The sequence below is a fragment of the Umezawaea tangerina genome, assembly GCF_003002815.1.
GTDB classification, from domain to species: Bacteria; Actinomycetota; Actinomycetes; order Mycobacteriales; family Pseudonocardiaceae; genus Umezawaea; species Umezawaea tangerina.
The window spans coordinates 302338-320490 of the sequence record NZ_PVTF01000014.1; the positions used below are offsets into that span (position 1 = coordinate 302338).

Below are 18153 nucleotides of genomic sequence, written 5' to 3' on the forward strand. Positions count from 1 at the left end.
CCGACCGCGTGCAGGCCGCTATCCACGGCTCCCGAACACGATCCGAACACGACTGGACCAACCGCTGTCCCCGGACGGCGGATCGGGCCGGGGCTCAGCCCGCCAGCCGTCCGGCGACCCCGCGCCACACCACGTCCATCACGTAGTCCACGGCGAGCGCGGGCCCGACCTCGGGCCGCCGTTCGCACCACAGCGCCAGCCGCTCGCAGGAGCCCACCACGATCTCCGCGAAGGCCTCCGCCTCCAGCGGTTCCAGGTCGGGCGAGACCCCCGCGATCACCGCGCCGATCAACGCCGTCTGCTGCGTCCGGATCCCCTCGACCTCCTCCACCGCCGACGGCACCGTGACCGCTGCCTCCTGCCGCAGCAGGGCCCACGACCGCCGGTGGTCCACGATGAACTCGAAGAACGCCAGCAGCCCGCGGCGCAGCAGCTCCTCCGGCCCCTCGGCGCCCGCGATGGCCTCCTCGGTCTTGGTCCGCAGCTCGGTCCGCGCCCGGTGGATGCACCCGATCAGCAGCCCCTCCTTGGACCCGAAGTACTCGTAGAGCATCGGCTTGGAGACCCCGACCCGCAGGGCGATCTCGTCCATGGACGTGGCGAGGTAGCCCTGTTCGGCGAAGACGACCTCGGCGACGTCGAGCATCTGCGCCTTGCGCTCGGCCTTGGGCATGCGGCGCCTGCGCGTGGGCTGGATGCTGGTCACGGCGGAAGGGTACTACCGCTAGTAACTTACTTCGAGTAACCTACCGGCGAGTACATAGCCGGACCGCGGAGGTTGCGCACTGATGGGCACGCACCGGGACACCGAAGTACTGGTCGTGGGCACGGGATTCTCCGGCCTCGGCATGGCGATCGAGCTCAAGCGCACGGGCCGGGACGACTTCGTCGTCCTGGAGAAGGCCTCCGACCTCGGCGGCACCTGGCGGGACAACCGGTACCCCGGCTGCGCGTGCGACGTGCAGTCCCACATGTACTCCTACTCGTTCGAGCTGAACCCGAACTGGTCGCGGGCCTTCGCCGAGCAGCCCGAGATCTGGGCGTACCTCCAGGGCGTGGCCGACAAGTACGACCTGCGGCGGCACATCCGGTTCGACACCGAGTTCAGCGCGGCGCGCTGGGACGAGGACGCGAAGGTCTGGCACGTCGACACCGCGGGCGGGGACACGTTCACCGCCAAGGCGCTCGTGATGGGCGTCGGCGCGCTGCACATCCCGAACGTGCCGGTGCTGCCGGGCGTGGAGCGGTTCCGGGGCAAGGTCTTCCACTCCGCCCGGTGGGACCAGGACTACGACCTCACGGGCAAGAGCGTCGCCGTCGTCGGCACCGGGGCGAGCGCGATCCAGTTCGTGCCGAAGATCGCCGACCGGGTCGGGCGGCTGTCGCTGTTCCAGCGCACGCCCCCGTGGATCATGCCGAAGGCCGACCGCCCCATCAGCGAGCGCGAGCGCCGGCTGTTCAAGCGGGTGCCGTTCGCCCAGCGCCTGTTCCGCGACGCCGTCTACTGGATGCGGGAGTCGACCGCGCTGGGGTTCGCGGTGAACCCGAAGATCATGAAGCTGGCCCAGGGCATCGCGCGCAGGCACATGCGGCACCAGGTGCCGGACCCCGAGCTGCGCCGCAAGCTCACCCCGGACTACACGATGGGCTGCAAGCGGGTGCTCATCTCCAACGACTACTACCCGGCGCTGTCGCGGCCGAACGTCGACCTGGTCACCGAGGGCATCGCGGAGGTGCGGGAGACGTCCGTGGTGGACGCCGCGGGTGTGGAACGGCCGGTGGACGCGATCATCTACGGCACCGGGTTCCACGTGATCGACGCGTTCGGGTACCTGTCCGTCACCGGCAAGGACGGGCGCGACCTGGCGGAGGAGTGGGAGGTCCAGGGGATCCAGAGCCACTTCGGGATCACCGTGTCCGGCTTCCCGAACTTCTTCTTCCTGCTGGGCCCGAACACCGGGCTGGGGCACAACTCCGTGGTGTTCATGGCCGAGTCGCAGATCAAGTACGTGTCGCAGTGCCTCGCGATGCTCGCCAAGGCCGACGAGCTGGAGGTGCGGCCCGAGGTGCAGCGGCGGTTCAACGAGGAGATCCAGCACAAGCTCAGCCGCGGGGTGTGGACCGAGGGCGGCTGCCAGAGCTGGTACCTCGACGCGCAGGGCGTGAACCGGACGATCTGGCCGGGGTTCACCTGGCGGTACTGGATGCGGACCAGGAAGGTCCGCGCCGACGACTTCGTGCTGACCAGGAAGGCGCGCGTGCCGGTCTGAGACAACGGGAAGGGGGCGCGTCCGACGTGGACGCGCCCCCTTCCCGTTGTCGCGGAGCGAGGATCAGGCGTCGGCGCGCTGCCCCGCGGCCTTCGAGCGCTCGGCCCGCAGCCGGGTGACGGCGGGCAGGTCCAGCGGCGACAGCTTCACGCCGGTGGCCCACTCGATCAGCAGGTCGGCGATCTGCGGGTTGCGCGGCAGCACGGGCCCGTGCAGGTACGTGCACAGGATCTTGCCCTGCACCGCGCCCTCCACCTTCCCGTCGTTGCCGGTCCCCACGGTCACGTGCGCGAGCGGCTGAGCGGCCGGGCCGAGCTCGGTGCGCCCCTGGTGGTTCTCGAACCCCGTCAGGAAGCCCTCGAACAGGCCGTTGGCGGGCTTGGCGAGCACCTCGCCGATCGCCCGCGACCCGCCCGCGTAGGACACCGAGTCGATCAGCCCGAGGCCGGGGTGCGTCACGTCGTCGGCGCGGGTGAACTTCTCGCCGAAGATCTGGATCCCGGCGCACACGCCGAGCACCACGGCCCCGCGCGCGGCGGCCCGCTGCAGGCCGGGGTTGTCGCGGAGGTGGCGCACGGCCAGCGTCTGCGCCGTGTCCTCGCCACCGCCCACGACGTAGATGTCGCACGAGTCCGGCACGGCCTCGCCGAAGTTCACCGAGATGATCTCCGAGGAGATCCCGCGCCACGCCAGCCGCTTGTCCAGCACGACGGCGTTGCCGAAGTCCCCGTAGGTGCCCAGCAGGTCGGGCAGCACGAGTGCGATGCGGACGGTCGAGTCACTCACTTGCGGACCTCGCGTTCAGGTCGCGGAACGCCGTGTAGTTCGCGATGACCTCGACCGCCCCTTCGGGCAGGGCGTCGATGGCCAGCAGCGGGTCGGGCACGATCTTGTGCTCCACCTCGGCGTAGGTCAGGCGGACGGCCAGGTCGGTGGCGCGCTCGCCCGAGGCGATGACGGTGCGGCCGCGGAGCCGTTCGAACGGCACGTCCCACAGCCACGACAGGTCGCGGCCGTCGGCCTCGTTGGCGTTGATCACCAGCACGGCCGGGTGGTCGGACTCCTTGACCACGGTCAGCGTCTCGCTCCAGCCCGCCGGGTTCTTGGACAGCAGCAGCCGGGCGGTGTGCCCGCTGCGCTGGATCATCCGGTACCGGCCCGCCACGTTGGACACGCCGCGCAGCCGCCGGACGGCTTCCTCGATCTGCACGCCGAGCGCCGCGGCGGCGGCCGTGGCCATCACCGCGTTGGCCTGGTTGAACTTGCCGGGCAGCCGCAGCGACAGGGCGACCTTGCTCGCGTTGGGCGCGATCAGGAACCCGTCGGTGGTCACCCAGTCCGGCTTGGGCCGGGCCAGGTCGCAGGTGCTGCACTGCCAGTGCTCGCCCTGCCAGCGGATCGGCTCGCCGCAGCGTGGGCACGAGGCCGAGTCGTGGTGCCAGCCGGTGCCGGTGGCGACCCACACGACGCGGTGGGCGTCCTTGGCCGCCGACGTCACCATGATGTCGTCGCAGTTGGCGATCACCGTGCAGCCGCGCAGCCTGGCGATCGTGTCGCGCAGGGAGCGCTCGATGGTGCGCACCTCGCCGACCCGGTCGAGCTGGTCCCGGCTGAGGTTCAGCAGCACCACGACGTCCGGCTGGGCGGCCGCGGCGACGGCGGGGAAGTACCCCTCGTCGACCTCCAGCACCGCGTACGGCGCGTCGGGCTGCTTGCTCAGCGCGGTCACGTGCCCGTCGGGCATGTTGGCGCCGCTGTGGTTGGTGGCCACCTCGCCCAGCGCCGTGACGGCACGGCTGAGCATCATCGTGCTGGTGGTCTTGCCGTTGGTACCGGTCACCAGGGCGACCCGTCTGCCGGTCGTCAGGCGCCGGAGCGCCTGCGGGTCCAGCTTCAACGCCACCCGGCCGCCGATCATGCCGCCTGCGCCGAGCCCCATCTTCTGGGACAGCTTCGAACTCATGTTGCCCAAGCGCACGGCAGCCGCGGTCCGCAAAGGCAGACGGGCTGGGGAGGCTGGATCTTCATTACCGTTGTTAGGCAAGCGACTTCCTGCATTTGGAACGGGCGCGCCCCTGGTCACGGCGGCGAGTCTAGCGGGACGCCCGGCTACCTCCGCGCGGTCCCGCCCAGATCACGCAGCGCGCGGATCAGCTCGACCGTGCTGAGCTGGCACAACTGGGCCATGTACTCGAGCGCGGGCAGATCGAGGTGCACCTGCGGGCTCTGCCCCATCGGCAGCGCCTGGAGCCGTCCCTGCGCCCACCGCCGCAGCGGCTGCAGCTCGGGCCGCTCGTCGGCCACCACCGCCACCAGGTTCAGCGAGAGGTGTCCCGTGGGGGTGTCGCCGAACACGCGCTCGTGCACCCTCGCCAACACCTCGTGCGCGGGCACGGCCAACGCGGCGCAGATCTCGACCAGTCGCACGACCGACACCTGCCGGGTGCCGAGCTCGTAGGTCGCCAGCGTCTGCAGCGAGATCTCGCTCTGCAACCTGCTGTTCAGCTCCTTGCGGGTCCATCCGCGCTGCTTGCGAAGGCTGCGGAGCTCATCGCCGAGCACGCGCTGGTACGCCGCTGTGTCGATCTGCACCGTCACTTCCTCCACCTGTCCACGTGGGGTGTTCGGCCCCAACGCAGAGGAAAGGCGGGAAAGGTGGGTTGATTACGTGACTTGCCCTGATTATCGCCCGATCGGGCTAATCGAGTAGTACTGTGAGTAGCTTTCTATCGCCTCAAGGCCACGGCAACGCCCGACTCGGCGGGCCCGAGGAACCGCGGATCCGGCTTCAGGACGAGCGCGTCCACCATCGCCTTGCCGCTGGCCAACGACTCCCGGAACCACCCGTACCGCGTCCCCCCGGCGAACTGGTCCGACGTGTCGTGCCCCACACCGAACGCCTCGATCCCCGCCGCCCGGCACAGCGCCACCGCCCTCGGCAGGTGGAACTCCTGCGTCACCACGGTCACCTTCTCGACCCCGAAGATCTGTCGCGCCCGCACGCACGAATCCCACGTGTCCAACCCCGCGTAGTCCGCCACCACCACCGCCCCCGGCACCCCCTTCGACACCAGGTACTCCCGCATCGCCCCCGGCTCGTCGTAGTCCTCCCGACTGTTGTCCCCGCTCACCAACAACACGGAAACCTTCCCCCTCGCGTACAGGTCAGCCGCCACATCCAGCCTCCCCGCCAGGAACGGCGTCGGCCTCCCCTCCCGCGTCAACCCCGCCCCCAACACCAACCCCACCGGCGCCCCCGGCACCTCCCGAGCCGAGTACCGGTAGGGAGCACTCGACGCCAACACCCACACCAACGGCACGAACGCCAACAGCAGCACCACCCCACCCCCCACCAACACCCGCCCCCACCGAACCCGCCCCGCACCCCTGCGAACCGCCTTCACCCCACCCAGCACAACCCGCTTCACCAATCCCCACACGACCCCAACCCCCTCACCCCTGGAGACGCCACCCGCCCTCCCAGCCGCAAGGACGCCTGAACCCCCACACCGGTTGGCCACCACCCACCCGGAAGCCGGACGCAGCCGCCACCAGTCCGACGCGCAGCGAGGATGCCTTCCCTGTCCGACGCGAAGCGAGCACGCCAACACAACGTTGGGCGCAGCCCGCCAGCGCGCATCCGGCGCGGAGCGCCTGGGGCCTTGTCGGCGCCAGCCGATGCCCTGTCGGGCGCAGCCCGATGCCTTGTCCAACGGCGCAGCCGAGGATGCCTTGTCGGGCGCAGCCCGATGCCTGAGTCGGCGCAGCCGATGCTGGCGAAGCCAGACCTACCCCTGCCCCCGATACACAGCGCCCTCCTGCTTCACCCTGCTTTGTCAAGATAGCTTTATCGTCTTGACAAAGCAGGGTGAAGCATTGAGACAATCGCGCGCCGGGGGCCGGGCTTCGCACGGTGGGCGGTCCCAACCTGGACTTCAGCAGAGGTGAGAGGGTCGAGAGCCCAACGCGCGACAGGAACCTGGACTCCTAAAGCAGAGATCCCCAGGCCCCACCTAGTTCACGCACCGCACCCCATCCGCCGTGATCGGCTTGTCCCCAGAAGCCGGCTGCTGCCGCACCCCGTCCAACCCGACCCCACTCCCACCGGCGAACCCCTGCGCCCCCGGCCCCGAGTAGTCAGACCCCACGAACACCCGCACGTGCCCCGCTTGGATGTTGTTGTCCTGCTCCACCGCGACCCCGCCGAGGATCTTCGCCACGGCGGCGGCCCCGTCGTCGCCGCCCTTCCCGAACTTCACCGTCGACGTCTTCGTGTTCGACTCCGCGTTCGCCGCGTCCCCGCTCACGAACCCCTTCGCCGCCAACGACTCCAGCACTTGCGCGGCCAGTCCGGGTACTCCTGAGGCGTTGCGCACCTCGACCGTCACCGACGAGTTGTCGAAGGGCTTGTCCGCCGCCGGGGGCGCGCTGCTCGTCTTGGCCGGGTCCTCGGTCAGGTTCTTCACGAACTTCTTGACCGCCGCCTCGTCGATCTCGATCGCCTGCCCGTCCTCGGGCGTCTCCAGCTCGGGGTCGCCGGTGGGGATCGTCTGGAACTCCATCGCCCCGCCGGAGAGGCTCTTCATCTGGTTGGCGAAGTTCAGGATGTCCCAGTCCTTGTCGAGCACGATCGACTTCGTCACCGCGTTGATCAGGTTCTTCGTCTTCGTCTGGTCGGACAGCACGCCCGCGGACAGCATCTTCTTGGCCAGGCCCGCCATGAAGACCTGCTGGCGCACGACCCGGTCGAGGTCGCCGCGCAGCAGCCCGTGCCGCTGCCGGACGAACGCCAGCGCGTCCTTGCCCTCGATGGTCTGCTGGCCCGCGGTGAAGTTCGCGCCGGAGAAGTCGTCCTGGGTGGCCTCGTTGAGGCACACGTCCACGCCGCCGACGGCCTTGGTGATGTCGTAGAACCCGACCAGGTTGATCTCGGCGTAGTGGTCGATCGTGACGCCGGTGAGATCCTGGATGGTCGCGATGAGGTTCTTCGCGCCTTCCTTCTTGGACTCCACCTCGATCTCGGCGGGGTCGAGGCCGCCCTTGCTGGTCAGCTCGGCCGCGGCGTCGTTCTTGCCGTAGGCGAACGCCGAGTTGATCTTGTGCCGCCCGTACCCGTTCGCGATCTTCACGTAGGAGTCGCGCGGGAACGACATCGCGACGGCCTTCTTCCCGTCGTTCGGGATGTGCATCAGGATCAGCGTGTCGGTGTTCAGGCCGCCGTCGTCGCTGCCGCCCGCCTGCAGCTCGTCCAGGATCTGCTGCGGCAGCGGGTTGCCCTTGGCGTCGGTGCGGCTGTCCATGCCGACCATCAGGATGTCGATCGCGCCGTCGGCGGGCTTCTCGCCGCCCGCGCCCGCGTTGATCACGTCCGTGGTGGTCAGGTTGTCGGTGAACGACTTGAGGTTCTGCCACGCGTACCCGGTGCCCAGCAGGACCGCCACGGACAGCAGCGACACGACCGACCGGCGCGCGATGGACCCGCCGGACGCGATCGGCCCCCGCGGCGGCGCGGGCCGCCTCGGCGGGCGGTCGGCGACGGGCTTGGGGCGCTCGGCGGCGGCGGGCCGGACCGGACGGGCCGGCGTCACGCGCTCGGTGGGCGCCGTCGCCGAGATCGGCTTGCGGCGCGGCGCCGGGTCCGCGGGCACGCGGCGGGCGGCCGGGGGCTCGGCGGGCGTGCGCCGCGGCGTGGACGGCGGCTCGGCGGGCGTGCGCCTGCCCGCGGGCGGCTCCGGGGGAGTGCGCCGCGCCGCCGGGGGCTCCGGGGGAGTCCGGCGGGCGGCGGGCGGCTCGGGGGGCGTTCTGCGGGCGGGCGGCGTGCGCCGGACCGGCTCCGAGGCTCCCGGCTGGCCTTGCGGGCGACGGGGCTGACCTGCGGAGGGACGTCGAGGAGGCACGGGCCGGCCGCGGGCGTCGCCCGCATCGCCAGGCCGTGGCGGCCGCTTGTCCACACCCAACTCCTACTCGTGCGCGCTTTCTCCAACGGTCGCCCGGATACGCCACGTAGGACGTCCGTACGGTCCGCGAGGTTGCCCAAAGCGTGACACAGGCGTGTTACCAGACTGGTCATCCGGTGTCCGTCGGGTTGCTGACCAGCGAAGTCGGCCGATCACGGCGGCTTTCGTAGACTGCCCGAGCCCCCACACCCCCCATCCGAGGTTGTCACCGTGCTGACCATGCAGGACGCGCTCCTGGCGCTGACCAAGTACTGGACCGATCGCGGCTGCATCGTCGTGCAGCCCTTCAACACCGAGGTCGGTGCGGGCACGCTCAACCCGGCGACGGTGCTGCGGGTGCTCGGCCCCGAGCCGTGGCGGGTGGCCTACGTCGAGCCCAGCGTCCGGCCCGACGACGCGCGCTACGGCGAGAACCCCAACCGGCTGCAGACCCACACCCAGTTCCAGGTCATCCTCAAGCCCGACCCCGGCAACCCCCAGGAGCTGTACCTGGGCAGCCTGGAGGCGCTGGGCATCGACATCCGGGCGCACGACGTCCGCTTCGTCGAGGACAACTGGGCCTCGCCCGCGCTCGGCGCCTGGGGCCTGGGCTGGGAGGTGTGGCTGGACGGGCTGGAGATCACCCAGTTCACCTACTTCCAGCAGGCCGGTGGCCAGACCCTCGAACCGGTGTCCGTCGAGGTCACCTACGGCATCGAGCGGATCATGATGGCGCTGCAGGGCGTCGACCACTTCAAGAAGATCGCCTACGCGCCCGGCATCTCCTACGGCGAGGCGTTCGGCCAGGCCGAGTACGAGATGAGCCGGTACTACCTCGACGACGCCGACGTCGAGGCCAACAAGCGGCTGTTCGAGGAGTACGCGACCGAGGCCAAGCGGCTGCTGGACCTGCGCCTCCCGGTCCCGGCGCACACCTACGTGCTCAAGTGCTCGCACACGTTCAACGTGCTCGACTCGCGCGGCGCGATCAGCACCACCGAGCGGGCCCGCGCCTTCGCCCGGATGCGCGGGCTGGCCCGCGAGGTGTCCGCGCTGTGGGCCGAGCGCCGCGCCGAGCTCGGCCACCCGCTCGGCGTCGCGGAGGTGCCCGCCCTCGCGGCCGCGCCGACGTCGTTCGCCGAGGTGACCGAGCCCGCGACGCTGCTGTTCGAGATCGGCACGGAGGAGCTGCCGCCGTCCGAGGTCACCAGGACCGTCGAGGCGGTCCGCGCGGCCGTCACGGACAAGCTGGGGGCCACCAGGCTCACCCACGGCGCCGTCGAGGTGCACGGCACGCCGCGCCGCGTCGTGGTGCTGGTCGCCGACGTGGCACCGCGCGAGCCGGACGCCGAGCGCACCGTGCGCGGGCCGAAGGTGGCCGCGGCGTTCGACGCGAACGGCGAGCCCACCAAGGCCGTGCAGGGCTTCGCCCGCGGCCAGAAGGTCGAGCTGTCCGAGCTGGGCCGGGTGACCGAGAACGGCGTCGAGCACGTCGCGCTGGTCAAGACCGAGACCGGCCGCGGCGCGGTCGAGGTGCTCAGCGGGCTGCTCGGCGAGGTCGTGGCCGAGCTGCGGTCCGAGAAGAACATGAAGTGGAACGACCCGAAGCTGTCGTTCACCCGCCCGATCCGCTGGCTGCTCGCGCTGCTGGGCCGGACCCCGGTGCCGGTCGCCGTGTCCACGCTCCAGGCGGGCACCACGACCCGCGTGCACCGCACGGCCGCCGAGCCCGAGGTGGCCGTGGCCGAGGCCGACGGCTACCTGGAGTTCCTGGCGGGCCACGGCATCGACGCCGACGCCTCCGCGCGCCAGGCGAAGATCGTCGCCGCCGCGACCGAGCTGGCGGCGTCCGTCGGCGGCACGGTCGACTTCACCGCCGAGGCCGGTGTGCTGGCCGAGGTGACGAACCTCGTCGAGTGGCCGACGCCGATCCTGGGCGGTTTCGAGGAGCGCTACCTCGACCTGCCAGGCGAGATCCTCACCACCGTCATGCGCAAGCACCAGCGGTACCTGCCGGTGCGCGACGCCGACGGCGGGCTCCTGCCGCACTTCGTCGCCGTCGCCAACGGCTCGGTCGACGCCGACCGCGTGCGGTCCGGCAACGAGGCCGTCCTGCGCGCCCGGTACGAGGACGCCGCGTTCTTCTGGCGCGCCGACCTCAAGACGCCGCTGGAGGACATGAAGGCGGGCCTGGCGAAGCTGACCTTCGCCGACAAGCTCGGCTCCATGGCCGACCGCGCCGAGCGGATCGCCTCGCTGGCGGCCACGCTGGCCGGTCACGTCGACCTCGGCGACGGCGAGGCGACCCTCAAGCGCGCGGGCGACCTGGCGAAGTTCGACCTCGGCTCGCAGATGGTCATCGAGCTGTCCAGCCTCGCGGGCACGATGGCCCGCGAGTACGCCCGGCATGCCGGTGAGACCGGCGAGGTCGCCCAGGCCCTGTTCGAGATGGAGCAGCCCCGGTCCGCGGGTGACCCGCTGCCCGCCTCGGTGCCCGGCGCGCTGCTCTCGCTGGCCGACCGGTTCGACCTGCTCGCGGGCCTGTTCGGCATCGGGGCCAACCCGACCGGCAGCTCCGACCCGTTCGGTCTGCGCCGGGCCGCGCTCGGCGCCGTGAGCGTCCTGCGCGCGTTCCCGGAGCTGCGGGCGATCACGCTGCCCGTCGCGCTGGAGGCGGCCCGCGCCCAGCTCGGCCTCGACGTGCCCGCGGAGACCGTCGCCGCGGCCCGCGAGTTCGCCGTGCGGCGCTACGAGCAGGCGCTGCTCGACGCCGGGCACGACCACCGGTTCGTCAACGCGGTCCTGCCGCTCGCCGACGCCCCCGTGGTTGCCGACGAGACGCTGACCCAGCTCACCGCGCTGGCCGCGGACCCGGCGTTCGGCGAGCTCGTCGCCGCGCTCCAGCGCGTGCGCCGGATCGTGCCCGCCGACACCGCCGGGACCTACGACGCCTCGGCGTTGACGGAGCCCGCGGAAGTGGCGCTGCACCAGGCGTTCGCCGGTCTCGGCGCGCGCCCGGACGGCCTGGCCGGGTTCGCCGCCGCCACGGCCGTGCTCACCGCCCCGGTCAACACCTTCTTCGACGAGGTGCTGGTCATGGCGGAGGACCCGGCCGTGAAGGCGGCGCGGCTCGGGCTGCTCGCCTCGATCCGCGACCACGCCGCGCCGGTCCTCGACTGGCAGGCGCTGGGCACCGCGCCGGCGTGATCCACGGCTCCCTGGTGCGCGTCCTCCGCGACGCGCACCAGGGCGTCAGCCCAGCCAGGACAGCGCGGCGGCGAGCAGCAGCAGGACGACCGCGAAGACGGCGAACGCGCAGCCCCACACCTCCGTCGGGGGCTCCTTGCGCCGGTGGAACGGCTTCCACAGCAGGTAGACGCCGAGCGGCACCGCGACCGCGCCGGTCAGCGCGCCGAGGAAGCCGACCCGCAGGCCGGTGTAGTACTCGACGTCCAGCGGCGGCGAGTCGACGTCGAGCGGGATCGTGGTCAGCGCCAGCACGCCCCACACGCCGAGCACCCAGGCGAACACCACCCGCGTCCGGGGCAGCAGGTCGCCGCGGATGACCATGAAGAACCCCAGCGCGGCCAGGACACCGCCCACCGGGAGCCAGCCGACGATGACGGCCAGCACCGGGACCGGGGCGACGAGGTCGCTGACCGCGGGCGCGATCCAGTACCAGAACGCGGGCACCAGCCCGATGAACGCGACGATGGCGACGCACGTCCACAGCGCCACCTTGCCCGCCGACCACGTCGTCCCCTGCGGCCGCGACCGCGTCACCCGCTCCGGCCGCCGCGCACGGGCTCGCGCCCGCCGTTCCCTCTGCCGCCTCTTCTGCCCCGCCGACTTCGCCACGGCGGGAGCATACGAAAGGCCCCCGGCGGACCGGGGGCCTTCCGCGCCGCAACGGGCTAGATGAAGCTGCCGCCTCGGGTCACCGCGCCGTAGGCGTCCACGATGCCGTAGCCGTAGAAGCCGTTGAACTTCGCGTCACCCTCGCAGGTGGCGTCGAACTCGGGCGAGCGGCCGACGTCCACGTAGGACACGGTCCGGGGGTTCGGGCAGGCCCGCGGGGTCGCGGTCTTGGTGAGGACCTTCTCCACCTTGTCCGGCGCCAGGGTCAGCGTGCCGGGGTGCTTCGGGTCGCGCTTGCCGTACTGGCTCACGATGAGCGCCGCGACGCCGGTGGCGTGCGGGGCGGCCATCGAGGTGCCCTGCAGGTACTGGTAGTAGCCGCAGGTCGTGCCCTTGCAGGCCTTCTTGACGCCCGCGGTGAGACCGGCGGGCGTGATCTCGCCCGCGGCGTCGATGGCGCCTTCGGCCAGTGCCACGTTGCGCGGGTAGGTCGACAGGATCAGGTTCTCGTTGGTCCGGTACCAGTCGGTGCCGAGGCCGTCGCGGAAGTAGCCGCCGGGGGCCGCGACGGAGGCCTGCTCCAGGCCGTAGTTCGAGTAGTCGGCCTTGGCGGTCGACGGGCCGAGCGCGGACACGGAGATGACGTGGTCGCCCTCGGTCGGCAGGTTCAGGCAGGTCGCGTTGTCGACGGCGCGGTCGTGGGCGTGGCCGGGCGGGTAGTTCGGGCTGACCACGTCGGTCCGCGGCTTGCCGAGGTCCTCGTGGTTGTTGCCGCCCGCGCCGATCAGCGTGACGCCCTTGCGGTGCGCGTAGTCCAGCGCGCGCTGCACGGCCGCGATGACCGCCCTCTGCTCGATCTGCTCCTCGGCGCTGTCGGCCGGGTTCGCCGTGCAGTTCATGTACCAGGGGTCGACGTAGAACGACATGTTGATCACGTCGAGGCCGATGTCCGCGCCGTAGGTGAGGGCGTCGACGACCGGCTGCAGGAAGAACGAGCCCGCGTCCTGGCCGCCGCGGATGTTCACGATCGACACGTTCGGCGCGACACCGGAGATGCCGAAGCCGTTCGCCGCCGCGCCGATGGTGCCCGCGACGTGCGTGCCGTGGCCGCCGTCGTCGTGGTTCGCCGGGTCGACGCAGCCGCGGAACTCGCACGGCCCGTCGAACTCGCCGCCGTCGGAGTCGGTCGGGATGTCGATGGTGAAGTTGCGGGAGAGCTTGTCGTTGAAGTTCGGTGCGATGTCCGGGTGGGTGCCGTCGACACCGGTGTCCAGGATGCCGACGTACACGCGCTTGTCACCGGCCTGCTTGGCGCGCGCGATGTCGGAGCGGACCATCTTCAGGCCCCACAGATCGCCGTCGAGCGGGTCGAGGCCGACCGCGCCCTTGTCGCCCTTGCGCGGGGAGGCGTTGGGGGTGGTGGTCTTGTTCTCCGACTCGACCTCGGCGCGCTTCACCTGGTCCTGCGTGACCTTCGGCTGCGCGGGGGAGTGGCCGACCGGCTTCACGTGGGCGGCGCCGAGCACGTCGGCGGAGGCCGACACCCGCTCGATGAAACCCGCCGCGGGTGCCTTGACCGTGAGGACGCCGACGGCGTCGTTGGTCCTGGTCACCTCGCCACCCGCGAGCGCGATGGCCTTCCTGGCCATGTCGCGGTTGCCGTTCTCCTCCAGGATCACCGTGTACTCGGCGGTGCCCTGCTGCTGGGCGGCCGCCGCGGGAGCCCCGCCCGCCGCCTGCGTTCCCGTCGCGAGCAGCGCCACCGTCGTGGCCACCACCAGCGCCGAGGGAACGAGCTTCCTTGTTCTCACCTGAGCTGTCTCCTCACACCCGAACCATGGCTGAGTTCCCGACACGGCCCCGACGCCGGTCAAGGGCGACACCCTGACACAGATATTCGTCCCGCGTCAGACCCTTTGGTAGGAGTTCGCCGCAAAGCCCGAAGAAGCGGGAAGTAGCCGTTCGTGAGCGGAGCGTAGTGATCAGATAAACGGTGGCGGTCGGGTACGAGGATCGACGCTGCCCGAAATAGGGGTCTATTTCCGCCCGGTGGGTGACTGGGGCTTGACTCGTGCACGCCCCGCGGTGTGGAATTTTGCATTCTCGCATTTGGGGTCACCGACGACTTCATCGGTAAGGGATTGATAGATGCGTAAACTGGCATGCGCGACTTCCGGCGGTCTATTGGCCCTGTCCCTCGTCGCGTGCGGATCCCCGGCCGAAGTCGGCACCGCCGCGCTCGGCGGACCCACGGCGAAACCGACGGTGGGGGTCATCCTCCCCGACAAGACCTCCTCCGCCCGGTGGGAGACCCAGGACCGCCCGCTGATGGCCCAGGCGTTCGGCTTCGCGGGCATCGAGCCGATCATCGAGAACGCCGAGGGCGACGAGAAGAAGTTCGCCACCCTGGCCGACGACATGATCCGCCGCGGGGTGAAGGTCCTGATCATCACGCCGCTCACCGCCCAGGGCGGCATCGACGTCGAGCGCAAGGCGCAGGCGGCGAAGATCCCGGTGATCGACTACGACCGGATCAGCCTGGGCGGCACGGCCGAGTACTACGTGTCCTTCGACAACGCCAACGTCGGCGAGCTGCAGGCCGAGGGCATGCTCTCCTGCCTCGGGCAGAAGCCGGGCGGGCAGATCATCGAGATGCAGGGCGCGCCGACCGACAACAACGCCACGCTGGTCTCCGAGGGGCAGCACCGCAAGCTGACCTCCAAGTACGACTCGGGCGAGCTCAAGCTGGTCAAGGCGCAGGCCGTCGACCAGTGGGACCCGGTGCTGGGCAAGAAGCTGTTCGACGAGATCCTCAGCGGCAACGGCAACAAGGTGGACGGCGTCATCGCCGCCAACGACGGGCTCGCCGGCGCCGTCATCGAGGTGCTCAAGGAGAAGAACCTGGTCGGCAAGGTGCCGGTGACCGGGCAGGACGCGACCCTGGCCAGCCTGCAGGCGATCCTGCGCGGCGACCAGTGCATGACGGTCTACAAGCCGATCCGGGACGAGGCCGAGGCGGCCGCCCGGCTCGCCATCGCGCTGGCCAAGGGCGACCAGGACGGCGCCGACGACCTGGCGACCGGCAACACCAGGGACCTGGTGGCCAAGCGCGACGTGAAGTCGATCCTGCTGGGCGCCGACCTGATCACCAAGCCGACCGTGCGCAGGCTCGTCGCGGAAAGCGTCGTGCGCCCCGCGGAATTGTGCGTCGACGACCTGGTGGCCATCTGCAAGCAGAACGACATCGTGGTGAACTAGGACGCCGGGTGCCCGTTCCGGTGAAAGCCGGGGCGGGCACTTCCGCGTCCGGTCGCGATAGCGGAATTTCTTCCGAATTGATTATTCGCCCTCGGGGCGCAATCGTGATCGTCGACGGGCGGAATCCGGGAGCCGTGTTCCAGGGGGTGTGGGAGCCGCGCCGGCCCGGTGTGCGGGAGGCCTCCTGGTGGCTCCCTCGCCCGGTGGCTCCCTGCCGTGCAGTGGGGGCGTGCGAGGCGTGGGGGCGGGCGGGCGTCGGGCGGTGGGGCCGACCGGAGGCCGGTTCCCGATCGGGTGGACCGCCCGCCATTCCGGTTCGTAAAAGTAGTGGATCAAAGACTCAGTGTGACGAAAGCGCGCCGCAATGCGCTACGTTACTGACCATGTAATGGTTCACGCACCTGCTCAAGTAGTCCACTTTTACGCCTGGATCGGGCGCCGGACTTGACTAACGCTCTCCGGCGTTATCAACTTTCGCAATATCATTATGTGAAGTCGTGGACTTCCGTTGCGAGGGACTGGCTAATGCGAAGACTTGCACGTGCGGCTTCCTGCGGTCTTCTGGTCTTGTCCGTGGCGGCCTGCGGCTCGACCGCCGACGACGGCGCGGTCGGGCAGTCGGCCCAGCCCAAGGCCAAGCCGACCGTGGGCGTGATCCTCCCGGACAAGACGTCGTCGGCGCGCTGGGAGGACCAGGACCGCCCGCTGATGGCCCAGGCGCTCGGGTTCGCGGGCATCGAGCCCATCATCGAGAACGCCGAGAACGACGAGGCCAAGTTCGCGAGCATCGCGGACGACATGATCAAGCGCGGCGTGAAGGTCCTGATGATCACCCCGCTGACCCCCGAGGGCGGTGCCGCCGTCCAGCGCAAGGCGCAGGCGGCGAAGATCCCGGTCATCGACTACGACCGCATCACCCTGGGCGGCACGGCCGAGTACTACGTCTCGTTCGACAACATCGCGGTCGGCGAACTGCAGGCCGAAGGCTTGCTGTCCTGCCTCGGCGACAAGCCGGGCGGGCAGATCATCGAGATCCAGGGCGCCCCCACCGACAACAACGCCACGCTCTTCGCCGACGGCCAGCGCCGCAAGATGGGCGTGAAGTACGACTCCGGCGCGTTGCGGCTGGTCAAGAGCCAGGCCATCGACAAGTGGGACGCGGCCATCGGCAAGCAGCAGTTCGAGCAGATCCTGGACGCCAACGGCGGCAAGGTCGACGGCGTGATCGCCGCGAACGACGGCCTGGCGGGCGGGGTCATCGAGGTGCTCAAGGCGCGGAACCTCGTCGGCAAGGTGCCGGTGACGGGCCAGGACGCCACGCTGGCGGGCCTGCAGGCGATCCTGCGCGGCGAGCAGTGCATGACGGTCTACAAGCCGATCCGGGACGAGGCCGAGGCCGCCGCGCGGCTCGCCATCGCCGTGGCGAAGGGCGACCAGGACGGCGCGGACGACCTGGCTACCGGCAACACCAGGGACCTCGTCGGCAAGCGCGACGTGAAATCCGTTCTGCTGGGCGCCGATTTGATCACCAAGCCCACCGTGAGCCGATTGGTGGCGGAGGGCGTCGTGAAGTCCGCGGAACTCTGCGTCGGTGATCTGGTGGCGATCTGCGCGCAGAACAACATTGTTATCAATTAGCCGGGACGGCGATCCTTCCGGTGGGAACCGGGAGGATCGCCGATTAATCCGGTAGGTCGTGCCTGCCGGAGATGAACTCCTGGAACCTGATCTTCAACCGGATGAGCGGTTGGCGCACCCGCGCCTCCCGCCGATAAGCGCGGCGCAGTTTGCGGGAGTCGTCGGCGTAGCGCCACCGCGCCCACGGCGACCCCGGCCGGGCCAGCCGCAGCGCGCCGATCTCCGGCAGCACGGGCACCAGCAGCCCGAGCAGCCCGGTCCAGATCTTGCCCTTGAGCAGCGAGACGATCGCGAACCCGACGTTCACCAGCACCGCGACCAGCCGCAGCACGAGCGTCTTGGTGGCGCTGTCGGTCTCGGCCGGGGTGAGGAAGTCGTCGTAGCCCAGCGGGCGGGCCCCTAGCAGCAGCAGGCCCGTCATGCCGATCGCGAGGAACACCGCGTCGACCGACAGCCTGCCGTTCTTGGTCCAGTACACGTCCCGCAGGTGCAGGATGAGCGCGAACTCGTCGAGCACGAGCGCCGCGCCCACGCCCAGCGTCGCCGCCGCGGTCAGCCGCAGCCAGTGCACGTCGTCCGGCGCCGCCAGGCCCGCCACGCCGCCGATGAGCATGAAGACGGTGCCGAACACGACGTGGTGGATGTGCGTGCCGCCGGGCGTGATGTTGCCCGGCCACCACCGCACCTTCGCCCGGATCAGCCGGACGCTGATCCGGATGAGCACGAACGTGACGACCAGGCCTACGAAGAAGAACAGCAGCCGGTCGCTGCCGGAGCTGACCACGCCGGTGCCCGTCGACGTCGACAGGTGGACCGACACTGGTGGTGATTCCTTCCGGATCGCGCTGGTGAACTGGACATTACGCCCACCAGTGCCGAGCCCGGCCGGTTCGGTCCGGTGAAGATCGGGCGAACGGTTCGGTGCCCGCGCCCTAGAACGTGACGCCGCCCTGGATGTCCCCGGCCTGCAGGACCTTCCCGTGCACCGTGCCGGAGATCTGGTTGGTGACGTGCCCCGTCTGGGTGACGGTCGTCTTCTCCCACTCGCTCCGCAGCCGCTTGGCGAACTCCGGGTCGGCCTGCTCGGCGCGCTCTAGCTGTAGTGATTTGTGACGTTGTTGACGGTTAGGCGGCCAGTCGGCTGATCGGTGGTCGACCACCGAGGGCGCTGTGGGCCCGTCGGGTGTTGTAGT

Annotated in this window: 15 protein-coding genes; 5 read left to right on the top strand and 10 right to left on the bottom strand. The window is 70.5% G+C overall.

The window, feature by feature from the left end; genetic code table 11:
• Positions 1–94: 94 nt before the first annotated feature.
• Positions 95–673, bottom strand: a complete 579-nt coding sequence (locus CLV43_RS38575) for a TetR/AcrR family transcriptional regulator (protein WP_106194033.1) — start codon at positions 671–673, stop codon at positions 95–97.
• Between the two features lie 115 nt (positions 674–788).
• On the opposite strand from CLV43_RS38575, the gene CLV43_RS38580 reads away from it, so the two are divergent.
• Entirely contained in the window at positions 789–2270 is a 1482-nt protein-coding gene (locus CLV43_RS38580; protein ID WP_106193953.1) for a flavin-containing monooxygenase, read from the top strand.
• A 63-nt stretch (positions 2271–2333) separates the two neighbouring features.
• Here the strand turns inward: CLV43_RS38580 and CLV43_RS38585 are convergent, their stop codons facing one another.
• The 5 genes from CLV43_RS38585 to CLV43_RS38605 all read right to left on the bottom strand — a co-directional run bounded on the left by CLV43_RS38585 (position 2334) and on the right by CLV43_RS38605 (position 7711).
• A complete protein-coding gene (locus CLV43_RS38585) occupies positions 2334–3056 on the bottom strand; it encodes a type 1 glutamine amidotransferase (RefSeq protein WP_106193955.1) in 723 nt (240 codons plus the stop codon).
• Positions 3049–4233, bottom strand: a complete 1185-nt coding sequence (locus CLV43_RS38590) for a MurT ligase domain-containing protein (protein WP_106193956.1) — start codon at positions 4231–4233, stop codon at positions 3049–3051. Before CLV43_RS38590 ends, CLV43_RS38585 begins: the two co-directional genes overlap by 8 nt.
• A gap of 146 nt (positions 4234–4379) precedes the next feature.
• Entirely contained in the window at positions 4380–4862 is a 483-nt protein-coding gene (locus CLV43_RS38595; protein WP_106194035.1) for a helix-turn-helix domain-containing protein, read from the bottom strand.
• A gap of 134 nt (positions 4863–4996) precedes the next feature.
• A complete protein-coding gene (locus CLV43_RS38600) occupies positions 4997–5611 on the bottom strand; it encodes a SanA/YdcF family protein (RefSeq protein WP_245887286.1) in 615 nt (204 codons plus the stop codon).
• Positions 5612–6283: 672 nt separating this feature from the next.
• Positions 6284–7711, bottom strand: a complete 1428-nt coding sequence (locus tag CLV43_RS38605) for an LCP family protein (RefSeq protein ID WP_245887287.1) — start codon at positions 7709–7711, stop codon at positions 6284–6286.
• Between CLV43_RS38605 and CLV43_RS47400 the strand changes: the two genes are divergently transcribed.
• Both CLV43_RS47400 and CLV43_RS38610 read left to right on the top strand, forming a co-directional pair.
• The gene (locus CLV43_RS47400) at positions 7692–8141 is read left to right on the top strand and encodes a TrbL/VirB6 family protein (protein WP_146175085.1); all 450 of its coding nucleotides are present in this window, start codon (positions 7692–7694) and stop codon (positions 8139–8141) included. The two genes, CLV43_RS38605 and CLV43_RS47400, sit on opposite strands and share 20 nt — an antisense overlap.
• A gap of 305 nt (positions 8142–8446) precedes the next feature.
• Positions 8447–11413 carry a glycine--tRNA ligase gene (locus CLV43_RS38610; protein WP_106194041.1) on the top strand — a complete coding sequence of 989 codons (2967 nt, stop codon included), beginning with the start codon at positions 8447–8449 and terminating at the stop codon, positions 11411–11413.
• 45 nt (positions 11414–11458) lie between these two features.
• Here the strand turns inward: CLV43_RS38610 and CLV43_RS38615 are convergent, their stop codons facing one another.
• Positions 11459–12064, bottom strand: coding sequence for a hypothetical protein (locus tag CLV43_RS38615; protein ID WP_146175086.1), 606 nt, complete (start codon positions 12062–12064; stop codon positions 11459–11461).
• A gap of 56 nt (positions 12065–12120) precedes the next feature.
• On the bottom strand, positions 12121–13875 hold the full coding sequence (locus tag CLV43_RS38620) for a S8 family peptidase (protein WP_106193961.1): 1755 nt from the start codon (positions 13873–13875) through the stop codon (positions 12121–12123).
• A gap of 337 nt (positions 13876–14212) precedes the next feature.
• On the opposite strand from CLV43_RS38620, the gene CLV43_RS38625 reads away from it, so the two are divergent.
• Together CLV43_RS38625 and CLV43_RS38630 are read left to right on the top strand one after the other, a co-directional pair.
• A complete protein-coding gene (locus tag CLV43_RS38625) occupies positions 14213–15322 on the top strand; it encodes a sugar ABC transporter substrate-binding protein (protein WP_106193963.1) in 1110 nt (369 codons plus the stop codon).
• A 525-nt stretch (positions 15323–15847) separates the two neighbouring features.
• Complete coding sequence (locus CLV43_RS38630) at positions 15848–16960, top strand: sugar ABC transporter substrate-binding protein (protein ID WP_106193964.1); 1113 nt, start codon at positions 15848–15850, stop codon at positions 16958–16960.
• Between the two features lie 43 nt (positions 16961–17003).
• On the opposite strand, the gene CLV43_RS38635 is transcribed toward CLV43_RS38630, so the two are convergent.
• Positions 17004–17780 (bottom strand): hypothetical protein, encoded by a 777-nt coding sequence (locus CLV43_RS38635; protein WP_245887288.1) that lies wholly within the window; start codon positions 17778–17780, stop codon positions 17004–17006.
• Between the two features lie 112 nt (positions 17781–17892).
• Positions 17893–18153: hypothetical protein (locus tag CLV43_RS38640; RefSeq protein WP_211304758.1), on the bottom strand; the 261-nt coding region annotated here is incomplete at its 5' end.

Bases quoted from the DNA above. Each gene is read 5' to 3' on its own strand.
- CLV43_RS38625 (WP_106193963.1), top strand. From the start codon at position 14,213: ATGCGTAAACTGGCATGCGCGACTTCCGGCGGTCTATTGGCCCTGTCC.
- CLV43_RS38630 (WP_106193964.1), top strand. From the start codon at position 15,848: ATGCGAAGACTTGCACGTGCGGCTTCCTGCGGTCTTCTGGTCTTGTCC.
- CLV43_RS38580 (WP_106193953.1), top strand. From the start codon at position 789: ATGGGCACGCACCGGGACACCGAAGTACTGGTCGTGGGCACGGGATTC.
- CLV43_RS38610 (WP_106194041.1), top strand. From the start codon at position 8,447: ATGCAGGACGCGCTCCTGGCGCTGACCAAGTACTGGACCGATCGCGGC.
- CLV43_RS38575 (WP_106194033.1), bottom strand. From the start codon at position 673: ATGCCCAAGGCCGAGCGCAAGGCGCAGATGCTCGACGTCGCCGAGGTC.
- CLV43_RS38590 (WP_106193956.1), bottom strand. From the start codon at position 4,233: ATGAGTTCGAAGCTGTCCCAGAAGATGGGGCTCGGCGCAGGCGGCATG.